The organism is Brevibacterium aurantiacum (assembly GCF_900169065.1).
Classification (GTDB): Bacteria; Actinomycetota; Actinomycetes; order Actinomycetales; family Brevibacteriaceae; genus Brevibacterium; species Brevibacterium aurantiacum.
Genome location: NZ_FXZB01000007.1, coordinates 104572 through 120323 on the forward strand (window position 1 = coordinate 104572; position 15752 = coordinate 120323).

The window sequence follows — 15752 nt, forward strand, 5'->3', positions numbered from 1 at the left end:
CAGTCTCAACTTTCTGCTGCGGTGAGCAATGTGGGTGTCGAAGCGGCGCTGTCTCCGTTGCCGTGGAGCATCACGGGGCGGGGGATCGCATCGAGGAGGGTGCGCGTGTACTGAGTCTGCGGGCGAGCGAAGAGGTCCTCCGTCGGTCCGTTCTCCACCAGTCGTCCCTGCGACATCACCGACACGGTATCAGCGATCTGTCGCACGACAGCGAGATCGTGGGAGATGAAGACATAGGTCAGTCCCAGGTCAGATTGGAGATCGTCGAGGAGGGTCAGAATCTGGGCCTGCACGGTCACGTCGAGGGCCGAGACGGCCTCATCGAAGACGACGAGCTCAGGGCCGGCGATGAGGGCCCGCGCGATCGCCACCCGCTGCAGCTGACCGCCGGAGAGCTCGGCCGGTCGGCGCTCGCCGAACTCGGTAGGCAGGGCAACCCTCTCCAGGGCCTCGGCGACGAGGGTCGGTCGCGAATTCCGGGAACCGATGCGGAAGTTGCGCAGCGGTTCGGTGAGTATCTGGCCGATGGTGTGCTTGGGATCCAGTGCCGAGTACGGGTTCTGGTGCACGAGCTGGACCGTGCGGCGGAAGTCGCGCAGGCGGGCCCGCTCCGCACGACCGCGCAAAGAGTCATCGGTGTCGAAATTGCCGACGCGGATGCGACCGGACTGTGGGGTGAGGAACCCGGCCAGGGCCTTGCCCGTCGTCGTCTTCCCTGAACCGGATTCGCCCACGATGCCGTGGGTGGTGCCGCGTTCGACGTGCAGTGACACGTCGTCGATGCCGATGACCTGATCATCGTTGCGGGCATAGACCTGAGTCAGGCCCTCGACCGAGACGAAGGGGGCCTGCGCCTCGGCGAGTGCGGCGGTGGATGTGGCCTGTCGGTGGGTCTTCGTCTTCAGCGCCGGGGCGTCGGCAAGCAGCCGCGAGGTGTAGTCGGTGGCAGGCCGGGAGAAGATCTGAGCCGCCGGTCCGGCCTCGACGACGCGTCCGGACTGCATGACGACGACCTCATCGGCGCGTTCACCGGCGACGGCGAGGTCGTGGGTGATGAAGAGGACGCCCATCTCGGTCTCTGCGCGCAGCTCATCGAGGAGATCGAGGACCTGCTTCTGCACGGTCACGTCGAGGGCCGAGGTCGGCTCGTCGGCGATGAGCAGTCGTGGGCGCAGTGCGATCGCGGAGGCGATGAGGACTCGCTGGCGCATTCCCCCGGAGAGCTCATGCGGGAACTGATCGGCGCGCATCTGTGGCCGATCGATGCCGACTCTGGTCAGCAGTTCGATGACCTGGGCACGGGCAGACTTCCGATCGGCGCGCTTGTGGATCCGCAGCGCCTCGGCGACGGATTTGCCGATGGTCTGCAGCGGATTGAGTGAACTGCCGGGGTCCTGGGGGACGTAGCCGATCTGACTGCCGCGGATCCCACGCCAGCCGCTGGTTCCCAAGCCACCGAGATCGACTTCACCTAAGTGGATGTGCCCGCTCGTGATCTGCGCGGACTCCGGGAGGAGGCCGATGGCGGCATTCGCGGTCGTGGACTTGCCGGACCCGGACTCGCCGACGACCGCGGTCATCGACCCGGCGCGCACGGCGAAGGTCACGCCGTCGACGGCCGGGGCCGAGGACTGGGAGTAGGCGACACTGAGATCCTGCACGGACAGCAGGGGTGCGGACTCGGTCATGATGTCACCTTTCTCAGGGTGTTGCCGATTTGGTGGGTGGCCAGGACGATGGCCATGACGACGAAGCCGGGCAGCACGGTCAGCCACCATGCGGTGGCGACGAAGTTGCGGCCCTCGGCGATGATGAGGCCCCATTCCGGTGTCGGCGGGGGAGTCCCGTAGCCCAGGAAGCCCAGCGTCGAGATCTGGAGGATCGCGGATCCGATCTGGAGGACGGCCAGGGACAGCACGGGCGAGATCGAGTTGGGCAGGATATGGCGGACGAGGACGGAGAAGAAGGTGCCGCCCGAACCGTAGGCCGCGGCCACGAAGTCGCTGGTGTTGATGCGCACCGCCTCTGACCTCGACAGTCGTGCGAACTGGGCGATGGCCGTGACGCCGACGGCGATGGCCGCGTTGATGGTGCCGAAGCCCAAGACGACGACGATCGAGAGGCTGAGCAGGATCGCCGGGATCGAGAGCAGCACGTCGATCAAGCGCATGAGCACATCGTCGACCCAGCCGCGGCGGGTGCCGGCGATGAGCCCGATGGCCGTGCCCACGATGAGTCCGACACCGACAGCCACGAGTGCTGCGAGCAATGACTGTGACGCGCCGTAGACGACGCGGGCGTAGGCATCACGTCCGGTCTGGTCGGTGCCGAACCAGTGGTCGAGGCTGGGGCCAAGCAGCGCCGGAGTGGTGCCGCCGTCGTTGGGGTCATGCTGGGTGAAGAGTCCGGGGAAGAGCGCCCACATGATGGCGATGAGCAGGACCAGGGCCGAGACGATGGTGGCGGGGCCGATGTTCGCGCGGGTGCGGCTGCGTCGCTTCGCCGGAGAGCCCGGCTTACCGGTGCCCGAGGTGGGGGCAAGACTGCTGATGAGGCTCATGAGTGGGTGTCCTTGTCGTCCCAGTCGAGATCGACCCCGACGCTGGCCGCGGTCGTCGACAGTGCCCGGCGAGTGGGTTCATCGGCAGGCTTCTTCCCCGCCGAGGCGGCCCCGGGCTGTGTGCGCAGCCGGACGTCGATGACGGGGTAGAGGAGGTCGACGATGAGGTTGATGGTCACGTAGGCCAGGGTCGCGATGACGACGACGGCCAGGAGGATCGGGTTGTCGCGGTGGGTCACGGCCTGGGCGGTGATCTGGCCGATTCCGTTGCGCCCGAATACGGTCTCGGTGACCACGGCGCCGGCGACCAGTTCACCGAAGACGAGGCCGATGATCGTCAGGCCCGGCAGGACGGCGTTGCGGGCGACGGTGTGGACGAGGATCCACAGCTCACCGGCACCCTTCGCCGAGGTGACCTTGACGAATCCGGAGGCCTTGACGTCGGTGATGGAGCGGATGAGGACCTGCGCGATGGGGGCCGAGAGCGGCACCGCCACGGTCAGGGTTGGGAGGACGAGCGCCTCGGCGGGGCCGGGTGAGACCACGGAGACGAACCCGAGCTGGAAGGAGAAGATCTGGATGAGCAGGATCCCCAACCAGAAGACGGGAATCGAGATGAAGAGGCTGGGCACCGAGTCGAGCAGCTTCCGCAGCCAGGCGAAGGGCCCGTAGGTTGCCAGCACCGCGATGACAACGGCCAGGACCAGGGCGGAGACGAACCCGGACAGGGCGAGCACCGCGGTCGAGGGCAGGGCCGCGGCGATGATCGTCGACACCGCGGCACCGGTCTGGACGGAGAAGCCGAAGTTGCCGGTGAGGAACCCTCCGAGGCTGAGGAAGTAGCGGCTGATCCACGACTCATCGGCCCCGGTCTCGGTGCGGATCTGCGCGATCTGGTCGGGAGAGAGACCCAGTGCAGGGTCGGCGAATCTGGCGGTGACACCGTCGCCGGGAATGAGGCTGAGCAGGATGAAGGCCGCGGTGAACGCGAGCAGCAGCACGAGCAGTGCCTGGCCCAGGCGCAGGAAGAGGTAGCGGATGTCGAGGATCATTTCTGCCCTGCCAACCATGTGCTGTAGAAGTCGGGACGGCCCACCGGTTCGGTCGTGAAGCCGTTGACGCGGCGGCGGAAGGCGAAGACCTGCGGCTCTTCGAAGAACGGCAGCACATAGGCGTTCTCGACGAGGTAGTCCTGAACTTTCTCGGCGGCCTTCTGCCGGTTCTTCGTCTCGGGCTCCGAGGCGAGTTCATCCAGCAGGCGGTCGATCTCGGGGTCGATGCTTCCGTCCTTCGCATCGTCGCGGTCCTTGCCGTTGAGGAAGACGTCGCGGTTGACCGAGGAGTAGTTGGAACGCAGATTGTCGAAGTCCGCGCGCGCGACCATCGAATGGTAGATCTGGACCGTGTCGAGTTCGAGGGCATCGAGGGTCTGCTTGGACTGGTCACCGGGGTTGATGGACAGACGCACGCCCACGTGACGCAGCTGCTGCTGGATGAGGGTCTGCACCTCGTTCGAGCGTGGCTGCGGCAAGGCGATGTTGACGCTCAGTGCCAGGACCTGGCCGTCCTTGGTGCGGAACCCGGCGGAGTTGCGCTCGGACCAGCCCGCCTCGTCGAGGAGTCGGTTGGCTTCCTCGGGATCGTGGACCCAGGACCCGGACTGGTCCTTGTAGCCCATGGCGCCCTTGGCCAGCAGGCCGGTGGCCAGCGGGTAGTTGGGGGTGAAGAGCTTGTCGACGATCTCCTGCCGGTCAACGGCGGCGATGATGGCCTGCCTGACCTTGAGATCTTCCAGTAGTTCGTGCCGGAACCGGAAGTTGACGCTGTTGTTGATGCCGTTCGTGGCCTTCGCATAGAGGCGCAGACCCTGCTCGCTCACGCGCGATTCGTCGGGAGCCTGGACGTCGCGGACGCCATCGGCCTGCCCGGAGAGCACGGCGCCGATGCGCACCGAATACTCGTTGTTGGCCAGGTAGTCGATGCCGTCGAGGTGGGCCCGGCCCTGGTGCTTCAGGTGTGGTGGGGCCCAGTCGTAGTCCTCACGGACCCGGACGGAGAGTTTCGTCCCGATCGTCTCGTCGGTGATGTGGAAGGGACCGCAGGTGTGGATGCCGGTGGCACCGCCGGGGCCGAAGCCCTCGGCGTCCAGAGCCAATGTCGAATCGGCGAGGAGACCCGCGTTCATCGTCGACGTCGCCTGCGCGAAGCCGGGGGAGGGTGCGCTGAAGTGGAAGCGGACGCGTTTGTCGTCGAGGACTTCGCTGCGCTCGTAGTTCGAGATCTGCTCGGAGACCGGCAGGGTGCGAGCCTCATCGCCTCGTCCGAAGAGATCGAAGTTCGCCGCTACGTTCTTCGCCGTCAGCGGTGAACCGTCGGAGTAGGTGACACCGTCGCGGATCGTGAAGGTGAACTTGGTGGCATCGGCGTTGATCTCAGGCAGTTCGGTGGCCAGCCAGGGGTAGAGGTCGAGGGTCTTCGGATCCTGCCACAGCAGGCGGGCGGAGATGTTGTTCATGATGCCGCCGTTGGGATAGAACCCGACCGAGGGCGGGTAGAGCAGCGTCCACGTCTGAGGCTCGAAGTACGTGAGCACCCCGCCCTGGACCGGGTCGCCGCCCTCGGGCAGCGGAGCATCATCACTCGGCGTGCAGGCGCTGAGCGTGATGAGAGTGCCCAGTCCCAGCCCGAGGCTGAGGAAATTGCGTCGGCCGTAGGTCCGGCCGGGGCTCGCCGAGGTGGAGGGACGGAGGTCCGTCATGGAATGTGGTCCTTTGTGCAGATGAAACCGAGATCGGGGGTGGGTCGGGTGCTCAACCAATTGTTGATATAGCTCAACAATTGGAGCTGGTGAGCCTCTTGAGATCGATGTGGAGCCGACGCCACAGCATTCGGCCCTCTGGTTGTGTCTGCATGCTTTGAGTTAAGCGCATCGGCATGCAGAGCGTCAATTCGATCGCTTAACATTGAGTCATGTTGCTGCCTTGGAATTTCGATCATCTCGTCATTGCCGTGCCGAATCTCGCCGAAAGTGTTGAGCAATATCACAACATTCTCGGCGTGGAGCCTATTCCCGGTGGTGCCCATCCGGGGCTGGGGACGGCCAATGCGCTGCTGGGCCTTGAGTTCGGCGACGAGTCTGGCGATGAGCACCGCGACATCTATTTGGAGATCCTCGGACCCGACCCGGAGCAGGATCCCGAGCTGGCAGTCGCGCGCCTGGCCGGTATCACCCGGCCCACGGTGCAGCGCTGGGCCATCCACCCGGACGACTTCGACGGTCTCGTCACCTCAGCCGCACGAGCGAGCGAACCGCCCGTCGACCTCGGCGAGGTTCATGACATGACCCGCCGCACCCCTGCGGGCACTCTTCTGGAGTGGAGGCTGACGAGGCGGACACCGCTGGCGCTGGGCGGAATCCAACCCTTCCTCATCGATTGGCAGGACTCTCCGCATCCTGCGCGCCAGGCGATGCCCTCGGTTCACCTCGAACGGTTCTGGGCGTTGAGCCCAGATGTAGACACAACATCCAGAGTTCTGCGATCCTTGGGGGCTACCATCGAGGTTGAGGCAGGAATCACAGAAACCCTGCACGCCACACTGAAAGGTCCTGGTGGATCATGGACGATCTGAGTACGATTCCCGCCAATCTTGACCACCTCATCATCACGGTGCCCGAGCTCGAAGCCGGGGTCGCCGAATTCGAGCGCCTCACCGGAGTCAAAGCAGTGGCCGGGGGACGACACCCGGGCCGAGGAACCGCGAACTACCTGATAGGTCTCACCCCTGCTGGCTGGCCCGAAGGTGCTCACACTTACCTCGAGATCCTGGGTCCCGACCCGCAGCAGGAAGCGCCAGCCGATGGCACCCTGCCGTTGGATGCCCATCTGGCGCAGGGCCTGACCCTCCAGACCTGGGCCATCCACCCGCACGCCTTCCTCGCGAAGGTCGCCGGAGCGAACACCGAAGGAATCGACTTCGGCGAGGTCCGCGACATGTCCCGCGAAACTGCCGAGGGGGAGCTGCTCGAATGGCGTCTGACCTCGCGGTCTCCGCTGCCGAGCAAGGGAACGCAGCCCTTCCTCATCGACTGGGGCGAGTCGACCCACCCCGCCGAGGCTGCCCTGCCGTCGGTCGAACTCCTCGAGTTCTCCATCGAATCCCCGGACGCCGAGGAGAGCCGCCGTGCCCTCGATGTGCTCGGTGCCGGTGATACCCAGGTCGTCGAAGGCACGGAGCATCGGCTGCATGCACGCCTGCGTGGTCCCGGCGGTGTCCTCAAGTTCTGAGCGAAAGTTCTCAGTGGAGCGGTTGTGAAACGCTAGACTCGACAGAGTGTCGCCAACTCCTCGCATTTCACAAGGTCCACTGCACTCAAGTCGATCGTTGCTGGGCTCCTCGCAGCGGCTGAGGTCAGCCTCGGCGGTGGTTGCTGCATCCCTGCTCATCGGACTCAGCGGCTGCGCAACCGACTCGGATCAGGAGACCAGGCCGGCACCGTCCTCGAACGAGACGGTCGCGTCCGGCGAGGGTTCCGCCTCTGCCCAGCCGAGTGAGTCGGCGTCGCCGACGAAGTCCCCGGCACCCAGCAAGTCTGCTGAGCCGGACGTGGAATCCGCCGGTGCCGCCGGTGTCAGTGAAGACGACATCGATATGCAGGGCAGTGGCGAGTGGGACCGACCGAAGAAGGAGACCGGACCGAACCGGGACGAGGGCTCAACGTTCAAGGTCGCACTGCGAGTCGAGGACAATCTGCCCATCGACGTCGATGAGGCGGGCGCCTTCATCAACAAGACGCTGCAGGACAAGCGCGGCTGGCAGGACTTGGACGATGTGTCGATCAAAATGGTCGACGAGGGTGAGGATGCGATGATCTCCATCGCCAGCCCCGACACCGTGGACTCGATGTGCCTGCCGCTGCGCACCCTGGGCAAACTCTCGTGCCGCAACGGCAACAACGTCATCCTCAATGCCAAGCGCTGGGTGTCTGCCACCGATGAGTTCGACGACATCACCCAATACCGTCAGTACCTCATCAACCACGAGGTCGGTCACGCACTTGGCCACAGCCATGAATCGTGCCCGGGGCCCGGCGAGACGGCCCCGCTCATGCAGCAGCAGACCAAAGGCCTGCAGGGCTGCGAGCCCAACGGCTGGCCTTCGAAGGGCTAGTCGGGAAATCGGGACGGCACTCGGGAATAAGACCACCTCCTTCGTCGTTGATTGAGTCGTATAGGCTCAACTTTCGACAGGAGATCAGATTGGCTACGTTCTTCGGATCCGCCGGTTCTGGCGGAGATTCATTCGACGAGTTCCTTGCCCGTTTTCTGCAGGGACAGCAGGGCGCGCGCCAGGGGCGCAGCGTCGACATCAACAAGCTGCTGAGCAAGCGCAGCCACGAGGTCATCGACAACGCCGCTGACTATGCCAGAGAGCACGGTCAGGCGGAGGTCGATGCCCTGCACATTCTGCGCACCATGGCAGAGACCGAGCCCGGAGTCTCGGCGATCCGTCAGGCCGGAGCTGACCCGGAGCAGGTCGCCCGCGCCGTCGAAGACCGTCTGCCCGCATCCTCAGACACCAAGCCCGAAGGGGCACTGACCCTTACCGGTTCCGGTCAGCGCGCGCTCCTCGACGCCTACCAGGTGGCACGGGCGTTCGGTTCGACCTACGTCGACCCGGAGCACCTGTTCTTCGCCTTCGTGCTCAACCACGAGATGCCAGCAGGCCGCATCCTCGCCCAGGCGGGCGTGACACAGGAACGGCTGCAGGCCGGAGCCGAAGCCGCCGAGGCAGGCGACCCGCAGGGCGGTCCCGGAGCGGGCCAGCCGGAGGAGACCATGCTCGAGCGTTTCGGCACGGACCTCACGGCACTGGCAGCCGACGGTGAACTCGACCCGGTGATCGGACGCGCCGAGGAGATCCAGGAGACGATCGAGATCCTGGCTCGCCGCACCAAGAACAACCCGGTGCTGCTCGGTGAGGCCGGCGTCGGCAAGACCGCGATCGCCGAGGGACTGGCTCAGGCCATCCACAGCGGCGAGATCCCAGCACAGCTCTCGGGTAAGCGAGTCGTCGCACTCGACCTGCCGGGCATGCTGGCAGGCACACGCTACCGCGGTGACTTCGAGGAACGCCTGACCGGGACCCTCGACGAAGTCGCCGAGGACGGCGAGATGATCGTCTTCATCGATGAGCTCCACACCCTCGTCGGTGCCGGCGGCAACGGCGAATCCAACTCGATGGACGCCGGCAACATCCTCAAGCCCCGGCTGGCCCGTGGTGATCTGCACCTGTTGGGTGCAACCACGCTCAAGGAATACCGCACGATCGAGAAGGACTCGGCCCTCGAACGTCGGTTCCAGCCGGTGCGCGTGGGGGAGCCGAACATCGAAGATGCCGTGGCAATCCTCGACGGACTCAAGGACCGCTACGCCGAGCACCACAATGTGACCTACACGCCCGAGGCGATTCGCGCGTCGGTCGAGCTCTCCGATCGCTACATCAACGACAGGTTCCTGCCGGACAAGGCGATCGACCTCATCGACCAGGCCGGTGCTCGACTGTCTCTGCGTCGTGGGCCCAAGGTCGACACCCAGGCCCTGCGCACGGAGATCGAACGACTCGAGACCGAGAAGAACACCGCGATCAGCGAAGAGAACTATGAGCGTGCCGGGGAACTTCGCGACGAGGTCATGAGTCTCGGGGAGAAGCTGCATGCAGCCGAGAACCCGGACGACGGCGCGCAGCGGGCTGAGGCTGACGCCAAGCCGAGCATCGTCGATGCTGACCAGATCGCACAGGTCGTCTCCCGTGCCACCGGAATCCCGGCGGCGAGCATGACCCAGGGTCAGAAGGCCAAGCTGGCCAAGCTCGAAGAGATCCTCCACGGTCGCGTCATCGGTCAGGACAACGCGGTGACGGCAGTGTCGAAGGCCGTGCGCCGGTCCCAGATGGGAATGGGAGATCCGAACCGTCCCATCGGCAGCTTCCTCTTCCTCGGACCCACCGGCGTGGGCAAAACCGAGCTGGCGAAATCTCTGGCCGCGACCCTGTTCGATGACGAGTCGGCGATGATCCGATTCGACATGAGCGAGTTCGGGGAACGCCACACCGTCTCACGCCTGGTGGGTTCGCCTCCCGGCTACGTCGGCTACGACGAAGCGGGACAGCTGACCGAACAGGTTCGGCGCAAGCCGTACTCGGTGATCCTCCTCGACGAGGTCGAGAAGGCTCACCCGGACGCCTTCAACCTGCTGCTCCAGGTCCTCGACGACGGTCGTCTCACCGACGGTCAGGGCCGGACCGTGGACTTCCGGAACACCGTCATCATCATGACGAGCAACCTGGGCTCCGAGTTCATGTCCGGCAGCACCCCGCTGGGCTTCAGCTCCACCGATGCGAAGGTCACCGAGAAGGACCTGAGTGCAAAGGTGATGGGCAAGCTCAAGGAGTTCATGCGTCCCGAGTTCCTCAACCGGATCGACGAGACCGTGATGTTCTCGCGGCTCGATCGTGAGCAGCTGCGCGTCATCGTCCGTCTTCAGCTGGAGCGTTCGGTCGAGCGTCTGGCGCACCAGGGCATCGGCCTGACCGTGTCCGAGGATGCTGTGGAGTGGCTTTCCGATACCGGGTACGAACCCGAGTTCGGTGCCCGTCCGCTGCGCCGCGTGATCCAGCGTGAGCTCGATGACCGCATTGCGGACCTCCTCGTCAACGAGACAGTGTCCGAAGGCGGAAGGGTCAGCGCCACGGTTGACGACGGAACACTGCGAGTGGTCGCGGAATCACCCGAGGTTCCTGTGGCAGTCTGAGGCAGAGCCGCCTGTGCAGGGTGATCACCTGCACGGCACGGGGCCGGATCGGAAGCGATGTCTTCCGGTCCGGCCCCGCTTCATTCATGCGGCAGGAACTGCCTCTTCCTGCTCGTGAACCTTGAGGACACGGTTGAGCACGAGGCGCTCTGTCAGGGTCCAGGCTGTCGTCGTCATCAGGTAGAGCGTGGCAGCTAGAGGCACAAACAGTGCGATGACCGCGGTCATGAAGGGCATGAAGCTCAGCACCCTGGTCACGCCTGAGAGGTCCGGCATGGCGGGTCCCTCGGTGGTGGAGTTCTGGCTGCCAGACGCCCGGACGGGCGGGGTCTGCGGCATATCGGGGGTGAGCAGATGCCGCGAGAGGGCAGCGACGACGGCGATGATGATCACGATGACGCCGAAGACTGCGGCCGAGACCACGCTCAGGTTCCCTCCGGTCAGGAGACCCACGAAGCCGGCGTTGAGGGGGACGCCCAGCAGGGAATGGTTGAGAAGGTCATTGGCGTGCCCGCCGATCGTGGATTGGATGAAGATTCCATAGACGGCCATGAGCACCGGCATCTGGGCCAGCACGGGCAGGCAGCCGGCCATCGGGGAGGCCTTTTCCTCCTTGTAGAGCTCCATCATCTTCTGCTGCATAAGCTCGGGGGTCTTCTTGTACCGGGTCTGCAGCTCGGTGATCTTCGGTGCGAGGCGTTTGCGAGTGATGCCGGCTCTGACCTGTGAGAGCCCGACGGGGATGAGCACGGCGCGGACGATGATCGTGAGCACCACGATCGCCAGCGCAGCACTTGCGGTGCCAGCCAATGGTTCGAGCAGAGTCGTCAGCCAGGTGACGACCCAATAGGCGGCGTTGACGAGCAGTTCGATGGGTGGAAATTCGTAGATGTTCATGGTGATGGCCCTCCTGGGCGCTGCCGATGCAGGCAATTCGGCCGTGCAGCGTTGAGCAGCAGTGGTGATGTCGTCATGGACGTTCAACGACCGAACGACGCAGGGCGACACCACAGGCGGGATCCGTTAGGGAAACAGACAGGAGTGGCGTCAGCGACCGTGCTTGAGGAGCACGGAGATCACGTCGTCGGTCAGGCGAAGGAGCGGACGACGAAGGAGGGGGCTCTGGCTTGAGCGGTGCCCGGAGTGCCGGGTTCCTCGGGCATGCGGAATTCGCGAACCTCGGTTCGCTCTCCCCGTCCCCAAAGACCGCGAGGAGACTGAGGAAGGAACCTGAAGAGAGCCCTTGCCAACCACGGTGCGACCGGCGACAGCAGTGCCGCACCGAGCAGCACGAGGACGATCAGATGCATCGACGACTGAGGAATGACCGTATCGGCATCGGCGCTGAGAAGCACCACGATGAACTGAACTGTCATCCACAGATTCAGCATCATTCCGTCTCGGCCTTCCCTTGACACAGTCGGGGTTTCTCGCCCGATTTTATCACGGCAGCACCATCACACCGGGCGCACAGGCACGCCGTCCGCTCACAGCGGCACCCTCCTGCTCAAGGCGGAAAAGACTTCCGACTCGGCACAGCCAGCTCCAGTGTGGAGGCATGAACACACGAATCGCACATCAGAATGCTCACAACCGACCCACCTCACCATCGCCGAGGTTCGCCGACGGTGACGAGTCCACGACGACGACCCGCATCCCCGAGTCCCAGAGAATGCTCTACGCCTACCGTTCGGTGGTCTTCAACGGGGAGCTGCGCGATGAGAACGGCATGGAGATCATCTCGCGACTCATCCTCCTCTCCGCCGAAGACTCCCACAGTGACATCCACCTGTGGATCAACTCACCGGGCGGATCGGTGCCGATGATGCACGCGATCGCCGATGTGATCGAGACTCTGCCCAACGATGTGGTCACGGTGGCGTTCGGGTGGGCCGCCTCGGCGGGGCAGTTCGTGCTCATGATGGGCACCCCCGGCAAACGACTCGCCCTGCCCCACGCCCGGATCCTGCTGCACCAGGGATCATCGGGCATCGGGGGAGCGGCCGCTGACATCGAGCTGCAGTCCGGGGACCTGCGCACCGTCCGGGACACGGTCCTGCATCGCATCGCCGAGGCGACGGGAAAGACCTATGAGCGTGTCTTCGAGGACTCCCTGCGCGATCGGTGGTTCACGGTCGAACAGGCACTGGACTACGGGCTCATCGACCGCATCGTCGAGTCCCCGGCCGATCTGCGCGGCGGGATCGGTGCGCCATGAGCCAGTACACGATTCCGAATGTCGTTGACCGCTCGGGTGGCGGGGAGAAGATCGTCGACGTGTATTCCCACCTGCTGGGCAACCGCATCATCTACCTCGGAGTGCCGATCGATGACGGGGTGGCGAATACGATCATCGCCCAGCTGCTCCACCTCGAGGCGAGCAGCCGAGAACTCCCGATCCAGCTGTACATCAACTCACCGGGCGGATCGCTGACGGCCATGACCGCCATCTACGACGCGATGCACCACATCGGTGCGCCCGTGGCGACCATCTGCGTGGGGCAGGCGGCCGCTGATGCCGCGGTGCTCCTGGCAGCTGGCGAACCCGGTCAGCGTTCGATGCTCGAACACGCTCGAGCGGTGCTGCGCCAACCCCATGCCGAGGGTGCTCGCGGGGCAATCCCCGATCTCATCGTCGCCGCCGACGAGATCGCCCGGCAGCGCCGAGATGTTGAGGCGATGCTGGCGAAGGGCACCGGGCGCAGTGTGGACCAGATCCATGCCGACCTCGACCGGGATCTCGTGCTCAATGCGCAGGCGGCCCGGGACTTCGGCCTCGTCGATCAGATCCTCTGAGTTGCTCCCGGGCCGCGGTACTCCGCGGGAAGTCCGGTCGGATACTCCCGTGGTACGACGTTGAATCCGGTGTCAGTGACTACGATCGGAGGATGAGCCGATCCTGGCGTGCCGCCGCCGAGGCGAGCGATCCCGATGCTGATCGTCGCGTCCGTCGTCGACCTCGGCTGCTCCTGGTTGCCCTGAGCGTCCTGGCCCTGCTCCTGCAGCTGCCCTTCGCCGTGTTCATGGCCACCCACGATGGTGTCGATGCCCTGGCCGGGGGCGTGCGCATCGCCGTAGCCCTGCTGTCCCCGATGATCTTCTTACTCTGTGCACGATGGCCGGGCCCGAGAGTCGCGATCATCGCCGGGCTGACGCTGGTTGACTTCGTCGCCTGGGCCGCACTGGCGGGATCCAGCCTGTCCGGTGCGTGGAGCCACGGTCCAAGTAATCGTCCCTGGTCTGGGGAGGGTCCGGGCGGAATGTGGGCGCAGGGGCTCACCGGACCTGAGATGACACCGTTCTATGCGGCGTTCCTCTTCGCTCTCGTCGTGGCCATGGTCCGCGGTCATCAGATCTGGGCCATCGCCTCGGCGGCCGGTGTCTGGTTGGGTGCCCTGCTGCTCGGTCCCTTCCTCGGTGTCGACTGGTCGGTGGGGCGTGTGGCCTCTGCGACGATCGGTCTGCTGATGACCCTGAGCATCGGAGCCTTCGCTCGGCGCAGGCGCGAAGGCAGGAGGCTCGCGGCCGAGGAGGCGCAGGCCCGGCACCAGGAGGTGATTGCGGCCGAAAGGCTGCGCATCGCCAGGGACCTCCACGATGTGCTGGGCCATTCCCTGTCCCAGATCAACGTGCAGGCCGGTGTGGGCGAACACCTCATCGACCGGGACCCCGAGCAGGCCAGACGGGCGCTCGCCGCCATCAAGGAGCTGAGTCGAACGGGACTCAACGAGGTCCGTTCAGTGCTCCACACGATGCGCTCGGATGCTGCCGGCCCAAGCGATCTCGACTCCGACGCGGCCGGCACTGACGCGGCCAGTGCCGACGCAGGCACAGCCGAGCCGCTGGCCCCAGTGCCGGGCCTCGACGAGCTGCCGGCACTCATCGCCGCAATGACCGGGCGACCAGCCATCCACCTCGATGACCGGCGCGAGCTCCGAGCCGACGGTACTCGAGAGAATCCCGGCAGTGCCGCGGATGCGGCCGCCTACCGGATCGTGCAGGAGGCGCTGACGAATATGGTCCGCCACGCTGCCGCCAGCCAGGCGAACGTCAGAGTCTTCCGTGAAGGCGAGTTCCTGCACCTCGAGATCAGTGACGATGGCCAGGGAACAGAGAACGCGATGCACGGGCGAGACGAAGGCACCGGAATCATCGGGATGCGGGAGCGGACGAAACTTCTCCACGGAACCTTCGCGATCACCTCGGCGAGCGGGGACGGCACGCACATCAGCGTCCGGCTGCCCTGGACCAGCGGACACGGACGAACAGATCGGCAGGCTGAGGCATGAACGATATCTCGGTGGCGATTGCCGATGATCACCAGCTGGTTCGCGCCGGCTTCGCTTCGCTGTTGGATGCGGAACCGGGCATCAGCGTGAGTGTGCAGGCCTCCGGCGGGGAAGAGCTGTTGGAGAAACTGGCAGCGACGCCGGTCGACGTCGTGCTCATGGACATTCGGATGCCCGACGGTGACGGACTGTGGGCCACCGAGGCGATCGCAGCCGATCCCGACCTCGGGCACGTTCGGGTGGTGCTGGTGACGACCTTCGGCCTCGACGAGTACATCGTGCGCGCGGTCAGGGCGGGTGCCAGCGGATTCCTGCTCAAGGACACCGAACCGGTCGACCTGATCCGAGCGGTGCGCGTCGTCGCCGAGGGGGAGGCGCTGCTCTCACCGGAGGTGACCCGATACCTCCTGTCGAGGATGTCCCTGGGACTGCGGGCGGAGCCGGCGAAGCATCTCGACGTGCTGACACAACGTGAACGAGAGGTGCTCGCCCTCGTCGGGCAGGGACTGTCGAACGACGAGATCGCGGCGCAGCTGGTGCTCTCACCGCTGACGGCGAAGACCCATGTCTCGCGCATCATGAGCAAGGTCGCCGCACGCGACAGGGTCCACCTCGTCGTGCTCGCCTATGAGTCCGGGCTGGTCTCCCCGGGCTGGCTGCGCGAACAGTAGGAGCTCATCCTCAGCGAGTACCCGAAGTGACTCCCAGCGGGGGATTCGCCGAGGCGGCTGCAGGAGTTGGATTGATGTCATATCCACGAGCGACGTGGATTCCTGACAAGGAGGCATTATGAACATGGAACACGGACCCGCGGCCTGGCCGTTCTTCTTCCTCATCCCGATCTTCTGGGTGCTCATCATCGGACTGGTCGTCACTCTCATCATCACGCTCAATCGGCGTCGTTGGCGCCAAGCCGGGGGACCGCCCTGGGCAGATGGTCAGGGCCGATTCGGGTCGACGAAGAACGCGGAGGCGACACTGTCCGAGCGTTTCGCCCAAGGTGACATCGACGAGGCCGAGTACCGGGGCAGACTCGAGGTGCTCAGGGCCAATCGTCTCGATTCCGGTACGAGCTGAGGCACCCGGCCGGTG

General features: G+C 65.2%; 16 protein-coding genes. 9 read left to right on the forward strand and 7 right to left on the reverse strand.

All coding sequences use genetic code 11. The annotated features are described in order from the left end of the window. Window positions 1-5: 5 nt before the first annotated feature. From BAUR9175_RS06420 to BAUR9175_RS19920, 5 genes are all read right to left on the reverse strand, one after another. Window positions 6-1688 (reverse strand): dipeptide ABC transporter ATP-binding protein, encoded by a 1683-nt coding sequence (locus BAUR9175_RS06420; protein ID WP_101583290.1) that lies wholly within the window; start codon window positions 1686-1688, stop codon window positions 6-8. Continuing rightward, window positions 1685-2560: an ABC transporter permease gene (locus BAUR9175_RS06425; protein ID WP_083248662.1), complete on the reverse strand. Its 876-nt coding sequence runs from the start codon at window positions 2558-2560 to the stop codon at window positions 1685-1687. The genes BAUR9175_RS06420 and BAUR9175_RS06425 overlap by 4 nt, the downstream gene beginning before the upstream one ends. After that, window positions 2557-3612, reverse strand: a complete 1056-nt coding sequence (locus BAUR9175_RS06430; RefSeq protein WP_009883207.1) for an ABC transporter permease — start codon at window positions 3610-3612, stop codon at window positions 2557-2559. The genes BAUR9175_RS06425 and BAUR9175_RS06430 overlap by 4 nt, the downstream gene beginning before the upstream one ends. Next, window positions 3609-5318, reverse strand: a complete 1710-nt coding sequence (locus BAUR9175_RS06435) for a TIGR04028 family ABC transporter substrate-binding protein (protein ID WP_009883206.1) — start codon at window positions 5316-5318, stop codon at window positions 3609-3611. Before BAUR9175_RS06435 ends, BAUR9175_RS06430 begins: the two co-directional genes overlap by 4 nt. Before the next feature lie 73 nt (window positions 5319-5391). Further along, a complete protein-coding gene (locus BAUR9175_RS19920) occupies window positions 5392-5496 on the reverse strand; it encodes a putative leader peptide (protein ID WP_350270659.1) in 105 nt (34 codons plus the stop codon). 34 nt (window positions 5497-5530) lie between these two features. Between BAUR9175_RS19920 and BAUR9175_RS06440 the strand changes: the two genes are divergently transcribed. The 4 genes from BAUR9175_RS06440 to BAUR9175_RS06455 all read left to right on the forward strand — a co-directional run bounded on the left by BAUR9175_RS06440 (window position 5531) and on the right by BAUR9175_RS06455 (window position 10371). After that, the gene (locus BAUR9175_RS06440) at window positions 5531-6190 is read left to right on the forward strand and encodes a VOC family protein (protein WP_101583292.1); all 660 of its coding nucleotides are present in this window, start codon (window positions 5531-5533) and stop codon (window positions 6188-6190) included. Then, window positions 6178-6846: a VOC family protein gene (locus tag BAUR9175_RS06445; protein ID WP_101583294.1), complete on the forward strand. Its 669-nt coding sequence runs from the start codon at window positions 6178-6180 to the stop codon at window positions 6844-6846. Before BAUR9175_RS06440 ends, BAUR9175_RS06445 begins: the two co-directional genes overlap by 13 nt. Before the next feature lie 136 nt (window positions 6847-6982). Continuing rightward, window positions 6983-7729, forward strand: coding sequence for a DUF3152 domain-containing protein (locus BAUR9175_RS06450; protein ID WP_101583295.1), 747 nt, complete (start codon window positions 6983-6985; stop codon window positions 7727-7729). A gap of 89 nt (window positions 7730-7818) precedes the next feature. Then, the gene (locus tag BAUR9175_RS06455) at window positions 7819-10371 is read left to right on the forward strand and encodes an ATP-dependent Clp protease ATP-binding subunit (RefSeq protein WP_009883202.1); all 2553 of its coding nucleotides are present in this window, start codon (window positions 7819-7821) and stop codon (window positions 10369-10371) included. An 84-nt stretch (window positions 10372-10455) separates the two neighbouring features. Here BAUR9175_RS06455 and BAUR9175_RS06460 read toward each other — a convergent pair whose 3' ends face one another. Both BAUR9175_RS06460 and BAUR9175_RS06465 read right to left on the reverse strand, forming a co-directional pair. Further along, entirely contained in the window at window positions 10456-11268 is an 813-nt protein-coding gene (locus BAUR9175_RS06460) for a YidC/Oxa1 family membrane protein insertase (RefSeq protein ID WP_009883201.1), read from the reverse strand. A 191-nt stretch (window positions 11269-11459) separates the two neighbouring features. Beyond that, window positions 11460-11747: a hypothetical protein gene (locus BAUR9175_RS06465; RefSeq protein ID WP_226823736.1), complete on the reverse strand. Its 288-nt coding sequence runs from the start codon at window positions 11745-11747 to the stop codon at window positions 11460-11462. A 182-nt stretch (window positions 11748-11929) separates the two neighbouring features. On the opposite strand from BAUR9175_RS06465, the gene BAUR9175_RS06470 reads away from it, so the two are divergent. The 5 genes from BAUR9175_RS06470 (at window position 11930) to BAUR9175_RS06490 (ending at window position 15737) form a co-directional block, all read left to right on the forward strand. After that, the gene (locus tag BAUR9175_RS06470; RefSeq protein ID WP_009883199.1) at window positions 11930-12589 is read left to right on the forward strand and encodes a ClpP family protease; all 660 of its coding nucleotides are present in this window, start codon (window positions 11930-11932) and stop codon (window positions 12587-12589) included. Continuing rightward, window positions 12586-13167 (forward strand): ClpP family protease, encoded by a 582-nt coding sequence (locus BAUR9175_RS06475; RefSeq protein ID WP_069599611.1) that lies wholly within the window; start codon window positions 12586-12588, stop codon window positions 13165-13167. The genes BAUR9175_RS06470 and BAUR9175_RS06475 overlap by 4 nt, the downstream gene beginning before the upstream one ends. A 92-nt stretch (window positions 13168-13259) precedes the next feature. After that, window positions 13260-14660 (forward strand): sensor histidine kinase, encoded by a 1401-nt coding sequence (locus tag BAUR9175_RS06480; RefSeq protein ID WP_101583297.1) that lies wholly within the window; start codon window positions 13260-13262, stop codon window positions 14658-14660. Then, window positions 14657-15331, forward strand: coding sequence for a response regulator transcription factor (locus tag BAUR9175_RS06485; protein ID WP_009883196.1), 675 nt, complete (start codon window positions 14657-14659; stop codon window positions 15329-15331). Before BAUR9175_RS06480 ends, BAUR9175_RS06485 begins: the two co-directional genes overlap by 4 nt. 118 nt (window positions 15332-15449) lie before the next feature. Next, window positions 15450-15737, forward strand: coding sequence for an SHOCT domain-containing protein (locus BAUR9175_RS06490; RefSeq protein WP_009883195.1), 288 nt, complete (start codon window positions 15450-15452; stop codon window positions 15735-15737). The last annotated feature ends 15 nt before the right edge of the window (window positions 15738-15752 follow it).